Consider the following 17,930-nt stretch of genomic DNA (forward strand, 5'->3'; position numbering starts at 1 on the left):
TAGCTTGACCGACAAACTATAGTTTTAAAGAGTAATGTCTTGATAACTACCCAATTGCTTATCCTGATTACAGTTTTTTTGATAGCAAGCGTCATCAGCGTTATCACTGGTAGCACTTCTTTAATTACTGTACCTGTAATGCTTCAATTCAGGATTGAACCGCGTACCGCCCTAGCTACTAATATGCTGGCATTAACTTTGATGAGTGTTGGTGGTACATTACCTTTTATTGGGAAAGGAGTAATTGACCGCCGTCGCTTACCACTATTGATAGTTCTAACCCTAATTGCATCAATTGTCGGAGCGTTACTTGTTTTGGTTGTGCCTTCAAGGTCAATGCCACTTATTATTTCTATTTCGATGATTGTAGTTACGGTGCTATCAATTGCGAACAGGAAAGCCGGAATAGTCCCAGCAGAGGCAATACCTTCACGGATAGCAGAAATTGCAGGCTATGTAGTCACCTTCATTCTTGGTATTTACGGTGGCTTTTTCAGTGGCGGTTATGTGACTTTACTCACAGCAGCCTACGTGATGTTATTTCGCATGACATTTGTTCAAGCAATAGCTACGACTAAGCTTATTAATATATTTTCCTCGTTGGTTGCCACTATCATATTCATGATACAAGGCATTATTGATTACAAGTTGGGTATGATTCTTGGTCTTACAATGTTTGTAGGTGGAATCATTGGCGGACGTATCACCCTTAGCTTGAGTACTATCTGGCTACAACGTATTTATCTTACAGTTGTGAGTATTCTTACAATTGTAACACTACGTAAATCTCTACAGCCTAATCAGTCAACTAGTACTACTGGTGAATTAACACCTTTAGTCTAAAGGGACTCGTTCGGGAGATATTCCATCATTCTCCAGCATATCCTGCAATTGAGTATCCTGCTCAAACCCAATTCGCATATCTAAGGAAACAGGTTGACGAACAAGCTGCAAACATTCTCGAATCTGACTGGGTTCCGGATTGAGTGCTTGGGCAATTTCAGTCACGCCAGCGATGTAACCAAGTTTTTGAGATAACTCTCGCTGGGCACACTTGATTTTGTTCAGTTTATCAGCGATGTGAATTTTGAATTTCCACAAATCAGAGGAAGAGTGAATATTTTTGGAAGTTCCTTGCTTCAGGAGATGAAAGCTGTAAAATTCGCATTTCATCCCTATCCCCAAAATCAATTTTCCAACACAGATTCTGCTACCTTCCCATTTTCCACAACAGCCGCACTTCGCTTAGGTAACAAAAACCTACCAAACTTTGAGTACAAAGCAGGTAAAACCAGTAAAGTTAACGCCGTAGAAGTAAACAACCCACCTAACACTACAATCGAAAGAGGTTGCAAAATTTCCTTCCCTGGCCCCACTGAAATTATCAACGGAACTAAACCCAAAGCTGAAGTTAAAGATGTCATCAAAATAGCGTTGAGTCGTTCCATTGACCCAGCAATTAATACTTCTTTTAAAGACATTCCTATCGCAACTTTTGTAGTGTAATTATCTACTAATAATAATCCGTTTCGAGTAGCCACACCAAACAAAGTTACAAATCCTACCAATGAGGCTACAGAAACAACTCCACCTGTAAAAGCTACCGCAATTACTCCACCCACTAATGCAATGGGCAAGTTAATCATAATCATCGCTGTTGAAGCAATTGATTTTACAGAAAGATACATTAGTACTGTAATCACAACAAAGGAAATAGCACTGAAAACCAGAATATTTTGTGAGGCTCGTTCTTCTGCTTCAAATTGACCTCCATATTGGATAAAATAACCTGGAGTAAGTTGCACTTGTGCCTTAACTTTATTTTGAATATCTGTTACTACAGAACGCAAATCTCTGCCTTTAGCGTTAGCAGATACCACAATTAAACGTGAAACATTTTCCCGATTGATAGTATTCGGCCCAGTGCCATAAGCAACCGTAGCAACTTTAGCTAAAGGGATTTTATTTCCATCAGGGGTATCAACTAACAAATTTTCAATTGTTTGTAGATTGTTGCGATACTGTGGTTGCAACCACACAACCAAATCAAAACTTTGTTGCTTCTCTAAAACTTGAGAGACTACTTTTCCATTGAGCGCAGTTTCAATGATATTAGATAATTGTCCAATAGTTAAACCGTAGCGAGATGCAGCAACACGGTCAAACTTAATTTGAATTTGTTCAATAGGGATCTGTGGTTCGAGCTGTAAATCTACAATTCCCGGAATAGATTTTATTGCGTCTTCAACTTGCTTTCCAAGCTTGCGAAGTTCTTCTAAGTCGGAACCAAAAATTTTGACCGCGATTTGACTCCTGACCCCAGACAAAATTTCATCAATACGGTGAGCAATAAATCCACCAATATTAGATGCAGCTCCTGGTATTTCGTTAAACTCTTCGCGCAACCATTCTACAGTAGCTGCGCGATTTTTCATTCCTTTGTCACTCAACCCAATATCAAGGTGAGCCAAATTCACAGGTGCAGCATCTGCATCATTGGGGGCGCGTCCGGCGCGTAATTGAATATACTTTAATCTAGGGTCGTCTTTGAGTTTATCTTCCAAAGCAAAAGCAGCACTATTGGTAGCTTCTAAAGATGTACCTGGATAAAGTGCTAAGGTATTTACCAAAGTTGTTTCTTGGAATTCAGGTAGAAATGCCCGTCCTAAAGCTGGGAAAATAATAATTCCTGCTATCATTCCCGCCGCAGCCACAGTAATAACAACTATCGAATTTCTGATAGCAAAATCGAGAAAAGGGTAATAAATCCTTTTACAAACTCTTGGTACAAAAGGTTCCCTCACTGACATTTTATTGTGAGGTAATAAAATTGCACATAAAGCCGGACTTACAAGCAGCGCTTCTAAGCTAGAGACTACAACTACCACCAGATAACTAAGACCCATTGGGCCAAAAATCCGACCTTCCACACCAGCGAGGGCAAATATTGGAGAAAAGACGACTATAGTAATTAAAGTTGCCCCAATTAGAGATTCCTGGACTTCCTGTACTCCTTCAAAAACAATTTCCAGTACTGGACGAGGGTTGGGAGAGTATTTATTTTGTCGCAACAAACGAAAAACATTTTCTGCATAGACAATGGCATCATCGATCGCTGTACCAATGGCGATCGCTAATCCTCCCAAAGTCATTGTATTCAACCCTAAGCCCAGAAAAGATAATACTTGCAATGAAAATATAAAAGTCAGGGCAAAATTCAACAGCACAACTCCAAGAGTCCGCCAATTCATTAAAAAAGGGATGAGGATAACTGCTGCAATGATACTACCTTCCACCAAGGCTGACCTGACATTTTCCACCGAAGTATCGATATAATCTGCTTGGCGGAAGGTTTGATTTACTTTAATTTCTTTCGGTAAACCTGCTTTTAGCTCAGATATTGCGGCTTCAATAGCGCGGGTGACGGTGGGAGTATCAGCTAGGGGTTGTTTATTCACCATCACCACAACAGCATCTTTCCCATTTAAACTACCATCGCCGATTTTCACAGCACCACCAATTTGCACTTGGGCGACATCTCCCAGGCGGACGGGCGTTCCTTGACGGGCGACAATGACAGATTGTTGAAGATCATCAAGGGATTCAATCCGCCCAATTCCCCGAATTAAAGTTTGTTTATCAGGAGTAGTCAAAAAGCCACCAGGAGCATTGACATTTGCCGCCTGTACAGCTTCACTTACCTGTTGTAAAGATACATTAAAAGCTTGTAGTTTGTTGAGGTCTACTAACACTTGATACTGACGCACATCGCCGCCATACACAAGTACCTGACTGACACCGGGAACTGCTAAAAGGCGATTCGTCACTTGCCAATCAACAATTCTGCGGACTTCCATGAGGTCGATTTTAGTAGCAGATTGGTTATTGCCTTCCCCTTCCACAGTCAAGGCGTACTTTAATACAGTACCGATGGGGGAGCTTGTGGGGGCAATTCGTGGGGTTTCAACTCCTTCTGGTAGCTTGCTTACAGCTTGTTGCAGTCGTTCTTGTATCAACTGGCGGGCTTGAAAGATATCTGTTCCCCAGCCAAAAACAACTCTGACTACAGAAAGTCCGGCTGAAGAAGAGGAACGAACAGTAGTTAAGCCTGGAGTTCCATTAATGGCACTTTCAATTGGTAATGTCACCAAAGATTCGATTTCTTCTGGTGCTAGTCCAGGGGCTGCTGTCTCAATTTCGACTTGGGGAGGTGCAAAGGCTGGAAAAACATCCAGTGGCATTTTGGGAATGGTATTAAAGATGATGACTAATGTGGAAATGAGCGCAGCAATTACTATAAGCCAGCGTCGAGAGATTACCCATCTAGCAACTGTACTAATCATTTGGTTTTTGGTTAAGAAATGGCGAAGGGTTTGTTTATTTCTGATAAACGGGTAAGTAAATTTAAATATTAGGTGTGGCTGTTGCTAACATCAAGCCCCAAATCAACCCAAGGCGAACTTTAGTTGCGCCACAGATTTCAAAGCTTGAGGAAGTAAGCAGTTGATGAAATTCAGCTTGGGAGTAACACTGCTTGTGTCCGGAATCAAATATTTTCAATAAAAAGTCGCATATTTTACACAAAATATAATCTCTGCACCAATCCAAAATTATTAATTTACCATCAGGCTTGAGAACCCTTTTCATTTCCGCCAATGCAGCATCGGGATCATCAAAATAGTGAAACGAATTAGCAGATACAACTACATCAAAACTGCTACTACTAAAAGGTAATGCCGATGCCGATGCAGTGGAAAACGAAACATTAGGGTAATTACGACATTTCTGTTTAGCAACGAGCAGCATATTTTCAGAAATATCTACTCCAATAATCTGTTGCGTTGGATTGTCATTGAGTAGTAAATGCTCAAATTCCCCTGTTCCACAGGCGACATCAAGAATTGTGGCTTGTGGTGAGATATGCACCCAAGTTTTGAGAAAAGTAAGTGTCTTGGTAATATAAGTATTCCAGCGCTGGTCATAGAAATGCGCCATTTGGTCATACTGTTGGCGAACTACTGTCTCACTCATAAGTACACAGGGAGTTGATAGTTTTTATAAATTTACAGCATTCCTAAATAGGATATGAACAAACTACATTCTTATACTCTCTGCGTCTGGAGCGTGAGATTTACAAACTGTCTGTTCACAATCTAAATATTCTTGCTGTAGGTTGGTTTAATATTAGAAAATCTAACAGAACCAAACTTCAGGTATTATCTGCAACTTCGCTAATCACTAACTACCATCTGAATGTCGAGGACGATCATGCTCCTCAACATTTTTATCAGAAGTAGACAGGGTTGGTTGCTTGTGGTTATCGAGATAAACCTCTGTTTCATAATTGAACCCGTCGTACTCTAAATTACCTGCTGGTACTAAACGTGAACGGGTACGACGATTAGACCAAAAAGCACCTCCCATGAAAGCAACTGTCGCAAGTGCTGCTCCTCCACCTGCTGTTAACCACAAGGGTGGTGAGAAACTGTTAGTTTTAACTTCAGTTTCTTCTGCATGAGAATCACTTTCTTCGTTGTGTTCTTCTTCTTTTGGTTTACTACCACCCCGCAATGATTGAGCGTAAAGTTGGGGCGCACGTTGGGTGACGATCGCATCTTCTTCAAACAAACCCGTCTTCACCTCAACCATGTCCCCAGAGGTTTGACCCAAGGTGACTTCCGCAGATTGAAAAGCGTTCCCATTTTGGATGTAGACCATTTTTTTCCCATTCGCATCGACTACAGCCGAGCTAGGAACCGCCAATACAGGTGCAGATGCTTGGTTTGTTAATACCTGCAATTCGGCGAACATTCCGGGTTTGAGTTGTCCGCCTGGGTTATTTACTTCAGCTTGGACTGAGATAACCCGTGTTTCCCCTTGTACTACCGCACCAATCTGTGTAACCTTTCCAGAAAAGGTACGGTCTGGTAAGCTAGCAACTTTTAGACTTACTCTTTGACCTACTTTTACTTTGTCTAAATCTTTTTCATAAATATTGGCTGTGGCAAAAACCCGACTATCATTGACAATAGTCATGAGTGTGCCACCTGCATCATTAAAAGTTTGACCAAGGGTAACTTCGCGATCGGCAACTTTACCGGAGATGGGAGCAGTCACTGTGACCAGTCCGTTGGCGTTAGGACGGTTGCCTATTTGTTGCAGTCTAGTATTATAAGCAGAATCACTAAGACGTAAACGCTCTTGTGCTACTTGAACAGCAGACTGAGCGCGTTTCATTTGAGCTTCACTTTCAATGATATCTCGTCTGCTGTTGGCTGAGGTGAGTTTGGCTTTTGCTTGTGCTAATTGTGTTTGAGATTCGAGCGCGTTGCGACGTGGTAAAGCGCCTTCATTAACTAACTGTAAATCCTTATTATATTTTTCTTCAGCAAATGCTACCTGGCTTTGTGCTTGGGCAATATCGGCGTTAGATATTTGCCAATACCTTTGATAATTTTGTTGAGCTAATCTGGAATCGGCTTGCGCTTGCTGCAAAGAAGCTATAGCTTCCGCTCGTTTTTCTTGGGAACTAACCCGTAACTCCACCAAGTCAGGACTAGTGACAACGGCAAGGGGTTGGCCTTTTTTGACTACAGCACCGGGTTCTACCAACAATTCAACCACTTTTGCCCCTGTAATTGGAGTATTCACTTCCACTTTTTGGCTAGGTAAGGTTTCAATCTGTCCAGTGCTTTTAATACCCAAAGCCAGCCGTTGCCGTTTCACTGGCTCGACTTTAATTCCCAACCTCTGGGCGGTTTCGGCATCAACTTCGACAGAACCACTTGCTTCGCTTCCACCACCCTGAAATGAACTTGCACCGCTATGGTCGTGTTCAGCACCAGCTAACACAGCTGTGGGAGTTGTCAGTAATAAAAGGCTTAGGACTGTGCCGGAAACACAACGAATTGCTGTAGGTGGTTGGAGACTTTTAGAGATTCCCATCGCTATTTTGTGTCCTCGAGTTACTATAGTGTAGATTTATGCTTAAACTTGATTAACTTTTTGAGCGGGATTTGGGGAACCGCTTTTGGCAAGCTAGCTAGCGGTTTCGCTCTTGGAATTTGTTTGCGAAACCAACTTAACCACTTAACTTAATAGTTTTTCACACAAATATGAAATTGGGATGAAATTAGGACGAGAGATTAGCATTCAAGCAGCTGACCCACTAACTTGCAATGCTAATCCAACCTGAGTTCGGGATAAGCTGAAACCCTTATTACACCGTTGCTTGATTCTAAGATATGTCAACGTGTTTACGTCGTTTCCGTCAACGAATGCTGAATAAATCTTCTTAACCCGAACTGACGTTAATCTAGAAATATCCCCAACAACTACCCCACCAATTATTCCTGTCACCAAACCACAAGCCGGAAGATTCCTGAAGCGATCACAATACCCATCAACACTGGAAAAGCAACGAGAAATACGACAAAAGACGCTATTATATCTTTGTTCCCCTGTCTGAAATTCAACAAGTGCTAGGCATCCGTTCCCAAGGCGACCCTGCTTGTCCACTAGTTCGGGACTTACTCAAACAGAAAATTGCTCATCTTGAGGAGTAGATTTATCGTATGAAAGAATTGAAGGATGAGCTAGAGGCATATCAACAGTGTTGGGCAAACCGACCTTTGAATAATCCTTGCAATAAAGAGCTTTGTAGTTTGATTGAGGAAGTTGCTTGCTCTAATATACCTGTTCACAATTTCCGAGACTAATAAATTTATTAATTGACTATATACCCGAATAGAGACTTTAGAATGACTTTAGTTTCTTGTAGACTACTAACTTAACAGAATAATTGAAAGTAAAAAAATGAACATCAGTACAGGCGTTAAGACAGTATTGAGTGGAGCCGTAGCTAGTTTTGCATTGCTTACGTTAACCACTACCGCTTCCTTTGCCAACACACCCAAGGGAACTGTAACCCCGAATCAACCCGCCAGGGCTGTAAACGAAGCAAAACTAATTCAAGTGCTGACCAGCCAAAGAACAGCGCCAACGAATCAAACACCACAGCAGCCAAACCAAACTGGATGTAAGTGTTGCCAAGCAATGATGAATAAAATGCCAGGAATGATGAACAATATGCCGGGAATGATGAACAATCAAGACAGTCCATCAAGATAGAGCTTGATAAATTCCTCGGCGAGAAACACATTTTTAAAATGCTAGAAAAAACTAAGAGTCTTTAGAAAAGCCTCGCCGAAACAGACTAATGAATTAATTGCTAAGGAAGTCATCTTATGGTTTAGCTTAAGTTCCTTAGCTAAACCATAAGATTTTGATATTTATCATAACTAAGTTCAATTCAAATCCTTCTCCCTACCCCAACAAAAACCGCCACATACTCCTGCACTGAAAACATAAAAGCCCCCACCTCCTACAGCACACCTCCAGAAAGCTCCCTAGCTCCCAGTAGTCCTTCACCACTCCTGGTTGCCATTGCCGGGAGACGAGATTGTAGACTTGTACTGGAGTGACAATTGTAACATCTGCGTTCGCCGTTCGCTGTCTTCGTATCCTTTGGAGAAGGCTTAAGCTTCGCTTCTCGCCTCCCGCCGCCTTCATCCCTGCTCGATTAACAACCGCCCTCCACAGCCTACGATTGCTCCTTGGGGTAATGGCAGCGATAGAAGGATGAATGGGAACAATTGTTCCCAAAATATGACTAGAACAATGATTCAGTAATCAAAATCATGATGAAAAATCAAGTTTCGGGCAGGAGTCGGGCCAAAATGAGGCTTTGAGCGTTTAAGCATTTGTCAGCTACCAGCAAATCTAACCACTGTTTTGAATTGCGATTCTTGGCATAAGTATTAGGATAAATATATTTTATACTTTTACAAACTAGAGACATCACAGCAACCATCTATTAAGCTGTTAATAATTGTTAACGAGCCTCCTAAAGAACAACTTATGTCTTGAGATGCATTGCTTTTTTGTTAAAATTATGTATAGGTATATAAAGGACTTTATAAAATGTGAACAATATGGCGTTTCATCAGCAATACGTCAGTATTGAGCAGCCAGCTATGAGTCAATTGATTCGAGAACTCCGGCAAACTCTAAAGCTGACCCAGGAGAAGTTTGCGGTTCACCTTGGGGTGTCCTTCCCAACAATTAATCGCTGGGAAAAAGGACATGCTACTCCCTCTTTTTTAGCCCTTAAGCAAATTGAGATACTTTTGAATCAGCTATCGGAGTCAGCTGATGCCACGGTACGAGAACGCTGCCAGTCCATGCGAAGGAAGTACTTTTTATAAGGAATTAAACGCATGAGGGCAGAGAAATTCAGGACAATAGCTGAGAAGTTGTTTGGTGGAGGCGGTGAGTTGGGGGCGTTGCTTCACTCGCACGATTGGTCACAAACGCCATTGGGTGCTGTCGAAACCTGGTCAGACGACCTGAAAACGGCAGTGCAGATTCTACTAACTGAACTTGATCAAACTAAGCCATTCTTCAAGACGCAGCCAGATACCCAAAAGCAAAAGAATGGCTCTGCTGAAGCCGCCTTACACCAAGCGAATCAACTCAATGCGTTCCGAGTCAAACTTGCCGATGCCCTTCGTCCGCTCACCGATGCTTCAGAGATACAAGCGATCGCCGCTCGTATTTTGGGTGAGTCTTTAGGAGCAACTCGTGTCATTTACATCGAAGTGGTGTCGGGTGGTGAGGAGGTTATGGTTCATCCCAACTACACTAATGGTGTAGCCCAGTTGAGGGGGCGATACCGCTTGGAAGACTACCGACGCAACCTAACTACCGATCATCAGGCTGGGCACACCCAAGTTGTCATTGATATTCCCAATAATCCCAAATATACGGACACCCAGAAGACGAGATATCGTGAGATTGATATTGCTGCACACATTGATGTGCCGCTGATCAAAAACAATCAATTCGTTGCCCTGCTTGCGGTTCAACAATCCACACCGCGTCAGTGGACTCAAACCGAGGTCAAACTGGTTGAAGAAACCGCAGAACGAACTTGGGCAGCTGTTGAACGTGCCTATGCCGAAGCTGCCCTACGCGAATCAGAGGAGAAATATCGATCGCTGTTTAAGTCGATGAACGATGGCTTTTGCATCATCGAACTCATCTATAACGAACAGCAGCAGCCGATTGACTACCGCTTTCTAGAAACGAATTCCGCCTTTGAACGGCAAACCGGATTGAGTGACCCCATTGGCAAAACGGGACTTTACTTCGCGCCCAATCACGACCCTGAAGTTTTAGCACACTATCAACAGGCTCTGGTCACTGGTGAGCCGATCGAGTTTGAGATTGGGATGGCGGATTTAGGGCGACATTACCGAATCAGTGTCAATCGGCACGGCGACTTGCATAAGAAACAACTCGCGATCGTATTCAACGACATCAGCGAACGCCAGCAAGCCGAGGTGGCATTGCGCGAGAGTGAAGAGCGTTTCCGGCTGATGGCAGACGCTGTGCCGCAAATCGTCTGGATTACGGACTCAGAAGGTCGAGTTGAGTTTTTCAATAAACAATGGAGCGACTACACGGGCGTTCCTTACGAACCAACGACGGCAGCCCAGGTAGCTGCTAACTTCGTTCATCCGGAAGATGGCGATCGCACAATGGAGGCATTTAACGAAGCGCGGCGCATCGGCGGCGTTTTCTCGGTCGAACACCGAATTCGCTCTGCGGCGGGAACCTATCGCTGGTTTCTGGTGCGTGCCGAGCCTTACCGAGATCAGCAAACGGGCGAGATTGTGCGTTGGTTCGGCGCATCAATAGACTTGTCCGAAAACTCCAAAGCCAGACTGTTCAAAGCTTTGGGGCAAAACTTTGATATCTTTGTAAAAACAGAGTCATAAGGGTTTGAGATAGTTAGCGATAGTTTAGAGGCATAAAAATTAATTCCTAATTTTTGAGTGTTGATGATGATTGCTAATAGCTAAGTTGGCAGAATTAAGCTACCAATTCTTAATCTAACTAATCCGCAAACTGTTAAAATAATCTGTTCATAAGTATCAAGTTTTAAACGAAATCTTTGTGAGGCTATGCGGAATATCTTGAGCAGGCGTATCAAATGCTCAATGAATATCCGATTACTAGACAAAGCTTTGTTTTCATCTTTTTGCTGTTGAGTAAGTTCTCGTTTCGGTTTTCTTTTATGGGGCGTAGTGATGTTTTCCCCACCTTGAAATCCTTTATCACCTGAAAAAGGTTGAGATTTATCAAATTTTTGCTGAGATTGACGAAACAATTTTATATCTGCTGTTGGCCCTGGAACACCTACTTCTACCTCAACAATATCTTTTCCTTCTGGCATCCCAATCATTTGGCTTTTTAAAGTATGTTGTCTTTTCTTACCAGAAAAATATTTTTGTTGTTCTTGTTGGTCAGAATGTCTATATATTGGCTGTTCCAGGCTATCGACCAATAGCCTAAAATTAGTTAACACTTCTTGAACAAATAGTAAATCGCTCTCATTATTTGAGACTTGTTCTAATAAACTAGAGGGTAAAATATCTCTGAGGATTGGTATCCAGTCGTGAAATGTATCATTGGCTTCCGTTTTGGAAACCCTAAACAACATTCCTAATACTTGAAATGTCGGCATCTGTCTTAAATAGAATAAGCATAAACAAACTTGTTCTGGAATTGATAACAATTCTTTGCGACCTCCCCCAGCCGCATTAACTCTTATTTTTTGCCTTTCTTGCTGAATTTTAATTTCCTGGTGACGTTTGCTCGCACAATGTAGTAGTGATTGTAATTGTTCATAACTAATTCCTAAAATTTGTTTTGTTCTTAATGGATACTTTTGGATATAATCAAAAACCATAACTAAGTTTGAAAAATGGTAGACACTCAATTCAACGTTTTACCATTTTTCTTTTCCTAAGTTAATATTTCGGACAAGTCTAATAACCATCTATAACGATCGCCGCAGCCGCAGCCGCCCCCTATAGAACTCCTGCGTAAAAGAGACAGAACAGCCAGTACCCCAAGTTCCGACCAATCCCCCAAATTTTCGCCATGCAGAGATACCCGATAGTAGCGGCAGGGCAAGCGATCACAAGAAGGTGTCCGGGTACGGGTACGCCATCGCACACAATTGCCCCTATGTAGAGTTATTCGGGGTGATAGCACACCACAGAGTAGCGAATGACAACCATTGGTTGTCAAAATCCAACTGGATGGTGTCTACACAGGCCCAAGAGGCTAGGTTCAATTTTTGCAAGAAATTAGCAATGTCGATCCCGTTTCAAGTCGTAAATGACTTTCTCCAAATACCAGTTTGCCGGCTTGCCAGGATTAATCTGTTGTTGGTGCTTAAGTAATCTGATAGCAACAGAACCGTTACCAGAAAGCAAATTTAGTAAATCATTCTGTAAACTTTTGCTTGCGCCAGTACCAAAATACTCTACTTCTAGTGGGTGTGTTCGTACCTCTAGGCTTTTGAGTTCTACTATCTGGCATTGCACAAGGGACTCTTTTTGACGTGCTTGCTCCATGAGCTTGTCAAGTTCAGACTTGTTTTGGAGTAGCTGTTTGATTTGCTTGTCCAATTCAGCTTTTTTCTTGTCTACTTGAGACTGTAAATTGCGTACCTCTAATAATTTGTTTTCTAGGTCTGTTAAACTTTGCATAATATTGGATTGATTTCGTTCTCAATCTACCATCTACGGGTTATCCTAATATCAGCATCAGAATATACCCGTAACTACGGAATTTTTTTATAATAATCCAGTTTTTGACTTAAGGGTGATAGTGCAGTGCTTGAGCGGCAGATGGGTGACAATGTTATCGCCGCCATTATGTAATTCCACTTTCAAATTTTTTGCCAACTGTCCGGAAAGTCCAAAACTCTAGCTGTATACCATTACATACCGAATCTACTATATGTAAAGCCAGGGACGACAGCCTAATAGTCCCTTATGTAAATTCCATTAGTTAAAACTGTGCTGGTTCTACAAAGCGCAGTTTTTTTGTACAGGTAGCGAACTAGCGGTCTGCCAACCCAAAAAGGTGCTTGTGGAAAAAGGCACAGGGGTAGAGAAAAGCAATGTAAGAATTCAATAATGCAGTAATGCAACCTTTAATATTTGAATACAAAGGTGATTAGCTCATATTCTACTGTAGGCGGCAAGCGTAGCCATGCCGTCAAGCTTATCGCTCTGGTAACTAACGGTTATCATCAATCAATATGCTGTAGCTATTGTGTAGTAATAGTTATAGCCTCAAATTGTAAAACAAATACAACTTGCTAAACTCGTTGCACAATGGTATCTTGTCTAATATAGTAGTTTCAGAAGCATTTGCCAGTATGTTTGTACTACAAAAGTAAGAGGAAAACAAACGTGAGTTCTTTCAAGCAGCTTCCATTATCAGACCTGAGAGAAAGCCTGCCGAAGTTCAAGCGTCAGGTGCAATTAGGGATGAAAAGAATTGCTGCTACTTATTATGGGCAAGTAGTTGGATTCTTAGTACCTTTAAAGGATTTGGAAAAAGCTCTCTTAGATAATGCCATCAATAAAAGTGAAGAGATGTCATTGTCAGATTTTCGGTTACATCTAACCGAATGCTGGGAGCGTTTACAAGTTGATGTTGATTGTATTTATGTAACGTATCATACACGCAGAGCAGTTGCATTCATTAGCCCTCGGTTGATTGCCTATCTTCCGATTCCAATGTCAGAAGTTGCAGATAAACTACTTGCTATTAATAGCGGTCTTATTGAAGTTGGAAGTTTAACTCAGGAGAAGTAATCATGTTTGAGATAGTATCTACCACAGAACTTCAGAATAAAATAAAAAATTTACAAGACTATTATCCACCTGAAGCCTGCCAAGAGATTAATCATTTTTTAGAAATACTTAAGCAAGACGGACATTTAAGTAAAACAAATTTTTACGATATTAATACTAATGAGATCGCAGGTTCATATTGCAACTTGTTTTACAAACCGTATTTTGAAGAAAAGAAAGTATTACTAATCGATATCAAAATGAAAGCGGCAGATATTTTTAAGCAAAGGTTTACGATTGAGGATGATTGGGATGATAAGAACTGTATAGATTCCATTCCCCAGTATGATAAGCCTAAAAAAATGATCGAGGCGATTTTACTTATTCATCAAGGAATAACAAACTCATATGAGCTAGGTTACAAATTAGGTAATAGAGGAAAAAAAGACGTATATATCTCTCGACATGGACAGTATGCAAAACAAGCTTTGGAAGCACTCAAGCTGATTACAAGGATGCGTCAGGGCAAGAAGTGGCTAACTGAATTAACCCAAAAGGGCAGATTAATTGCTGAAGCACCTAATGAAGATTTACAAGTCAGGCTGCTCATTGAAGCTATGTTAAGTTACCCTCCTGTTTGGCGAATTATTGATGCAGTCTCACTAAAACAATCACAACTAAATAGTGTGCTAGTTTTAAATGATGAAGTAGTTAAAGAGCTTACTTTTCCAGAGGTATTAAAAGACGCAGATACTAGTAATCGTCGCTCACAGACTTTGAAAAACTGGATAAAGTGGATATCTAAAAAGTCAGGAATTCCTATCCGTCTCCATGAATCAGGGGTACAGCTTACAATTCCAATGTTATTTGCAGAAGTACTGGATAGTGCAGACACTGACTAACTATAAGTTTTCTGAGCTTTATAGCCAATAATTTATAAAAAAAACTGATGCGATCTTTTTAAAATTTTTGGCTAAGTTGAAAAATTAATTTATGGGTCTTAAGCCATAAATAACAGTAAAAATATCTAGATTGCATACTTGCATAGGATTTTTAAGTAAGTATAAACATTACCAATGGAAAGGAATAAGCTATGGAATTAATTCTGAATAATTACATCTACCAGAATGTATTTGCACGGAAAGAGCAGATAGTCCGCGTTTACTCCCAAAGAGAAGGGGCGAATGGCAGAGTTGTTTTAGAAGATATTGTAGAAATTTTGTTAACTGATATACCTTCAAATCCTAATAAAAAAATATCTAATAAGGCTGATTACAACGTACTTACTATAACCCAAGATAAAATTCAACTTTCTGGAATTAAGCTGATTGAACATGAAGGTTTGCATCTTGCAGATGTAGAGCAGCTTTATGATTTCTATAGTTTTTGTGATGAACTGGCGGCAGAAGAACTCTATGAAAGTTTGGGAGAGTGGCTAAGTTTCCAAGTTTGTACATTGATTAATAAAAGATTAGCTCACTTAGGCGAAATGGTAAGCCAGATACCTTTCTGGGAAAAGTATACTTTAAAAGTTTCAAAATTATTTGATGAAAATCAAAAAATAACAATTAGAGAATGGTTGATTGGCTCTTACGGTTTAAGTGTTTCTTGGATAATCACTACATTTACGAATAAAGTTAGGAACATGATGGCTAGTGCCTACAAAGTGAACTCTGGTGAAAAGGCAGATAAAAATGAAGGTAATGTGAATGTATATTATCCAAGAAATTTTGCTTTTGTTGCTCAAACAATAGACTGGTGGGTTGAGAGTGATGATTGGAGTTGGTTAAAAGAAGTAATAAAAACCAGTGTTGCTGTCAAAAAACCTATTGATGAAGATAAAGAACAAGTGAGGAAATTGAAGAAGGAGGGTTTCAGTATTGATGATATTATCCAAAAAGTTTGGAATGTGACCCAAACTTCCCATCAGGCTGAAGATGGAAATTATCAATACAAAATTTTGAAAGCTTTCGTTCAAATGCTCTAAGGGGAAAAAATGATATTAGAAAGAAACGCTATAGAAATGGAAGATGCAATCAAGATATTGCAATCAAATGGTCTGCAAACAAATACACGTCGGCTAGGAAGCAAAAAAACCTTGATAGCGAAGTTAGTGGATGGTTATTCACTCATGATTGAAGATGATAAATCAAGTCCTGGTTATTTATGTGCTTATTTAAAAAGTGATGAGCGCGGAGTTATTACAATTTGGCATGAAATCACTCGTAAATCTTTAGCATTAGCTATCAAATATATACAGGAGCAACTTGGAATAGCTTCTAAACAAAAACCATTTGGTGAGCGTTGGAATATTGTTGCTGCTGCTGTAGTTAGTCTTGCACTGGTAGGTACGAGTTATGTACTTGTTAGCAATAAAGTAGCTGAATGTAATACTCAGCAATCTCAACAGCCTCTAATTCAACCTTAGATTAGAAATATTGGAGATTTGTGCCACTTAATTGCAAAATCGAAGACAATTGCAGATACCGCATCCTTGCACCAGGCAATGTCCAAAATTAAGGTTGATGAAGTCATCTGTATTAAAGGTAGCACCCTGATAGTTTTTTACACTCCTGGTCAATGCTGGGAATTCCGTATCATCAGCCGCACAGGTGGCATATTTGGGGAACAAAAGATTTATTACACGGCGGAGGCGGCGTTGAGAACTGGGTTGAGTTGGCTCAGAGATGAGTTGTGATCATCAATCGTTATAGCTTCTCACTGTAACAACTGGTCGCATAGTCAGGTGGTAAGTAATACAGATATGCTATCTGAAACAAGTAGTTTTAATGTACTATAAAGTTTAAATACTGACTCACGCACAGCAAAAATCATCGGCTCTCAAATTCCGCCACCCGGAGTTATCAATAGAGCGTAGAGGGCGATAGCTTTCGGAAATATAATCAAACTCGGAGGCTTTAGTTTGAGGAAAGCGTTTGTCTTTATTATTACATCACTGTATTATGAAGTAAATTATGCTGAATTATAAGGGTTTCTTTTCCGGTGAAGTATAACTCAAATTAATATATCAATCCTTTTAGTTGTGAGGAACTACTTTATCTGATAGATAGCTGTTAGGTCAAGATAAAAAATTGTTATAAGATAATATGGAAGAATCAGAAATTACTCTACAAACAACTGATATCTTAGCAGATTTAGGAGAAATAGTATTAGACTCTGTACTCGAAGGAATTATAGAAGAGCTTCCATTTTTTAGTACTGCTGTCAAGTTATCTAGACTATCAAAAACTATTACTGACCGTGTTTTTTTACTAAAGGTTCAAAAATTTATTTTACATTTAGATAAGATTACCCCTGAAAAAAAACAACTTTTTTTAGATAAGTTAGATAATAATTTTGACCAGAAATCTAAGGTAGGAGAATGTCTACTTCTTATTTTAAATCTTTTAGATGACCTCGATAAAGCTCAAATGTTAGCTGTATTATTCTTAAAATTCATAAAAGAAAAGATTAATCTAGAAACATTTAGACGATTAGCTTCGGCTATAGACATCGCATTTGTTGAAGATTTAAAAAAACTACTTAAAGATAATCAAGAGTATAGCTATCTAAATCATCTAACTCGTTCTGGACTTACGGAAACATCTTCAACAGGAGTAGTTCTTGAAGGATATGGTGTAGCCCACATCAGTGTACAAATTTCTGAATTGGGTAAATTATTTGTGACCTTGATGAATGAAAATGAGTAGAAATATAAATAAATCAGCCACAGCAGCAATCTTTACTATTTTTTTACAAGCACTGCTCTGGCCTCCTTGCCCCAGGGCAGTTTTTTTGTATAGGTGGCTGAGGATCTTGCACCCACTACCAACAATCGAGTTATACATGCAGTGCATTGTTTACTCGCTGTAATCAGAATATTGCGTCGCAGTCCGTAAAAGCGTTAACCTCAAGTGTAGCAAGCATAAACCCTGATCATCGGTAAAACTCCTAGCACAGGCATTTAAGCAATGGCAAAGATTCAGCAGATTTGGCAACGTTGGATTCCTGGACTCCTTGAGAAAGCTGTAAAGCGTGGAGAAACAGTGGAGTCGGGAGCAGAAGTTACTAAAGCTGCTTTGGAATTGCACCTGTAACTGCAACGGATCAATCCGATCTGGATCACAGTGGTTAGGTGCGATGTCGAATAATGTCGCCTGCTGCACTGGCTTGGTTTCCCTCACCTTCTGCTGATACTCAAAGATTTGT

General features: G+C 40.4%; 18 protein-coding genes and 1 pseudogene. 12 read left to right on the forward strand and 7 right to left on the reverse strand.

The window, feature by feature from the left end:
* The first annotated feature begins 39 nt into the window (after positions 1-39).
* On the forward strand, positions 40-843 hold the full coding sequence (locus RMY63_RS11085; protein WP_322728751.1) for a sulfite exporter TauE/SafE family protein: 804 nt from the start codon (positions 40-42) through the stop codon (positions 841-843).
* A 6-nt stretch (positions 844-849) separates the two neighbouring features.
* On the opposite strand, the pseudogene RMY63_RS11090 reads toward RMY63_RS11085, so the two are convergent.
* The 4 genes and pseudogenes from RMY63_RS11090 to RMY63_RS11105 all read right to left on the reverse strand — a co-directional run.
* Positions 850-1,086, reverse strand: a pseudogene (locus RMY63_RS11090) (sigma-70 domain-containing protein); the annotation flags it as partial.
* A 101-nt stretch (positions 1,087-1,187) separates the two neighbouring features.
* Positions 1,188-4,343 (reverse strand): efflux RND transporter permease subunit, encoded by a 3,156-nt coding sequence (locus tag RMY63_RS11095; RefSeq protein WP_322728752.1) that lies wholly within the window; start codon positions 4,341-4,343, stop codon positions 1,188-1,190.
* Positions 4,344-4,404: 61 nt separating this feature from the next.
* Positions 4,405-5,031, reverse strand: coding sequence for a class I SAM-dependent methyltransferase (locus RMY63_RS11100; protein WP_322728753.1), 627 nt, complete (start codon positions 5,029-5,031; stop codon positions 4,405-4,407).
* Between the two features lie 207 nt (positions 5,032-5,238).
* Positions 5,239-6,945 carry an efflux RND transporter periplasmic adaptor subunit gene (locus RMY63_RS11105; protein WP_322728754.1) on the reverse strand — a complete coding sequence of 569 codons (1,707 nt, stop codon included), beginning with the start codon at positions 6,943-6,945 and terminating at the stop codon, positions 5,239-5,241.
* Positions 6,946-7,478: 533 nt separating this feature from the next.
* Between RMY63_RS11105 and RMY63_RS11110 the strand changes: the two genes are divergently transcribed.
* The 4 genes from RMY63_RS11110 to RMY63_RS11125 all read left to right on the forward strand — a co-directional run bounded on the left by RMY63_RS11110 (position 7,479) and on the right by RMY63_RS11125 (position 10,841).
* On the forward strand, positions 7,479-7,565 hold the full coding sequence (locus RMY63_RS11110) for a hypothetical protein (protein ID WP_416212507.1): 87 nt from the start codon (positions 7,479-7,481) through the stop codon (positions 7,563-7,565).
* A 250-nt stretch (positions 7,566-7,815) separates the two neighbouring features.
* On the forward strand, positions 7,816-8,130 hold the full coding sequence (locus RMY63_RS11115; RefSeq protein WP_322728755.1) for a hypothetical protein: 315 nt from the start codon (positions 7,816-7,818) through the stop codon (positions 8,128-8,130).
* An 863-nt stretch (positions 8,131-8,993) separates the two neighbouring features.
* Complete coding sequence (locus RMY63_RS11120; protein WP_322728756.1) at positions 8,994-9,266, forward strand: helix-turn-helix transcriptional regulator; 273 nt, start codon at positions 8,994-8,996, stop codon at positions 9,264-9,266.
* Positions 9,267-9,278: 12 nt separating this feature from the next.
* Entirely contained in the window at positions 9,279-10,841 is a 1,563-nt protein-coding gene (locus RMY63_RS11125; RefSeq protein WP_322728757.1) for a PAS domain S-box protein, read from the forward strand.
* A gap of 80 nt (positions 10,842-10,921) precedes the next feature.
* On the opposite strand, the gene RMY63_RS11130 is transcribed toward RMY63_RS11125, so the two are convergent.
* The 3 genes from RMY63_RS11130 to RMY63_RS11140 form a co-directional block, all read right to left on the reverse strand.
* A complete protein-coding gene (locus tag RMY63_RS11130; protein ID WP_322728758.1) occupies positions 10,922-11,815 on the reverse strand; it encodes a transposase family protein in 894 nt (297 codons plus the stop codon).
* Between the two features lie 56 nt (positions 11,816-11,871).
* The gene (locus RMY63_RS11135) at positions 11,872-12,084 is read right to left on the reverse strand and encodes a hypothetical protein (protein WP_322728759.1); all 213 of its coding nucleotides are present in this window, start codon (positions 12,082-12,084) and stop codon (positions 11,872-11,874) included.
* A gap of 134 nt (positions 12,085-12,218) precedes the next feature.
* Entirely contained in the window at positions 12,219-12,623 is a 405-nt protein-coding gene (locus RMY63_RS11140) for a hypothetical protein (protein WP_322728760.1), read from the reverse strand.
* 711 nt (positions 12,624-13,334) lie between these two features.
* On the opposite strand from RMY63_RS11140, the gene RMY63_RS11145 reads away from it, so the two are divergent.
* The 7 genes from RMY63_RS11145 (at position 13,335) to RMY63_RS11175 (ending at position 17,818) form a co-directional block, all read left to right on the forward strand.
* On the forward strand, positions 13,335-13,742 hold the full coding sequence (locus RMY63_RS11145; protein ID WP_322728761.1) for a prevent-host-death family protein: 408 nt from the start codon (positions 13,335-13,337) through the stop codon (positions 13,740-13,742).
* A 2-nt stretch (positions 13,743-13,744) separates the two neighbouring features.
* Positions 13,745-14,623, forward strand: a complete 879-nt coding sequence (locus RMY63_RS11150; protein ID WP_322728762.1) for a hypothetical protein — start codon at positions 13,745-13,747, stop codon at positions 14,621-14,623.
* A gap of 191 nt (positions 14,624-14,814) precedes the next feature.
* Complete coding sequence (locus RMY63_RS11155; RefSeq protein ID WP_322728763.1) at positions 14,815-15,708, forward strand: hypothetical protein; 894 nt, start codon at positions 14,815-14,817, stop codon at positions 15,706-15,708.
* Positions 15,709-15,717: 9 nt separating this feature from the next.
* On the forward strand, positions 15,718-16,149 hold the full coding sequence (locus RMY63_RS11160) for a hypothetical protein (RefSeq protein WP_322728764.1): 432 nt from the start codon (positions 15,718-15,720) through the stop codon (positions 16,147-16,149).
* Between the two features lie 78 nt (positions 16,150-16,227).
* The gene (locus RMY63_RS11165; RefSeq protein ID WP_322728765.1) at positions 16,228-16,419 is read left to right on the forward strand and encodes a hypothetical protein; all 192 of its coding nucleotides are present in this window, start codon (positions 16,228-16,230) and stop codon (positions 16,417-16,419) included.
* A 409-nt stretch (positions 16,420-16,828) separates the two neighbouring features.
* A complete protein-coding gene (locus tag RMY63_RS11170; protein ID WP_322728766.1) occupies positions 16,829-17,431 on the forward strand; it encodes a hypothetical protein in 603 nt (200 codons plus the stop codon).
* 261 nt (positions 17,432-17,692) lie between these two features.
* Positions 17,693-17,818: a hypothetical protein gene (locus tag RMY63_RS11175; protein ID WP_322728767.1), complete on the forward strand. Its 126-nt coding sequence runs from the start codon at positions 17,693-17,695 to the stop codon at positions 17,816-17,818.
* Positions 17,819-17,930: the final 112 nt, after the last annotated feature.

Origin of the sequence: Nostoc sp. ChiQUE01b, assembly GCF_034531255.1 — a bacterium.
Classification (GTDB): domain Bacteria; phylum Cyanobacteriota; class Cyanobacteriia; order Cyanobacteriales; family Nostocaceae; genus Nostoc.

Bases quoted from the DNA above. Each gene is read 5' to 3' on its own strand.
- RMY63_RS11155 (WP_322728763.1), top strand. From the start codon at position 14,815: ATGGAATTAATTCTGAATAATTACATCTACCAGAATGTATTTGCACGG.
- RMY63_RS11160 (WP_322728764.1), top strand. From the start codon at position 15,718: ATGATATTAGAAAGAAACGCTATAGAAATGGAAGATGCAATCAAGATA.
- RMY63_RS11170 (WP_322728766.1), top strand. From the start codon at position 16,829: ATGGAAGAATCAGAAATTACTCTACAAACAACTGATATCTTAGCAGAT.
- RMY63_RS11165 (WP_322728765.1), top strand. From the start codon at position 16,228: ATGTCCAAAATTAAGGTTGATGAAGTCATCTGTATTAAAGGTAGCACC.
- RMY63_RS11175 (WP_322728767.1), top strand. From the start codon at position 17,693: ATGGCAAAGATTCAGCAGATTTGGCAACGTTGGATTCCTGGACTCCTT.
- RMY63_RS11105 (WP_322728754.1), bottom strand. From the start codon at position 6,945: ATGGGAATCTCTAAAAGTCTCCAACCACCTACAGCAATTCGTTGTGTT.
- RMY63_RS11140 (WP_322728760.1), bottom strand. From the start codon at position 12,623: ATGCAAAGTTTAACAGACCTAGAAAACAAATTATTAGAGGTACGCAAT.
- RMY63_RS11115 (WP_322728755.1), top strand. From the start codon at position 7,816: ATGAACATCAGTACAGGCGTTAAGACAGTATTGAGTGGAGCCGTAGCT.
- RMY63_RS11130 (WP_322728758.1), bottom strand. From the start codon at position 11,815: ATGGTTTTTGATTATATCCAAAAGTATCCATTAAGAACAAAACAAATT.
- RMY63_RS11120 (WP_322728756.1), top strand. From the start codon at position 8,994: ATGGCGTTTCATCAGCAATACGTCAGTATTGAGCAGCCAGCTATGAGT.
- RMY63_RS11150 (WP_322728762.1), top strand. From the start codon at position 13,745: ATGTTTGAGATAGTATCTACCACAGAACTTCAGAATAAAATAAAAAAT.
- RMY63_RS11100 (WP_322728753.1), bottom strand. From the start codon at position 5,031: ATGAGTGAGACAGTAGTTCGCCAACAGTATGACCAAATGGCGCATTTC.
- RMY63_RS11125 (WP_322728757.1), top strand. From the start codon at position 9,279: ATGAGGGCAGAGAAATTCAGGACAATAGCTGAGAAGTTGTTTGGTGGA.
- RMY63_RS11095 (WP_322728752.1), bottom strand. From the start codon at position 4,343: ATGATTAGTACAGTTGCTAGATGGGTAATCTCTCGACGCTGGCTTATA.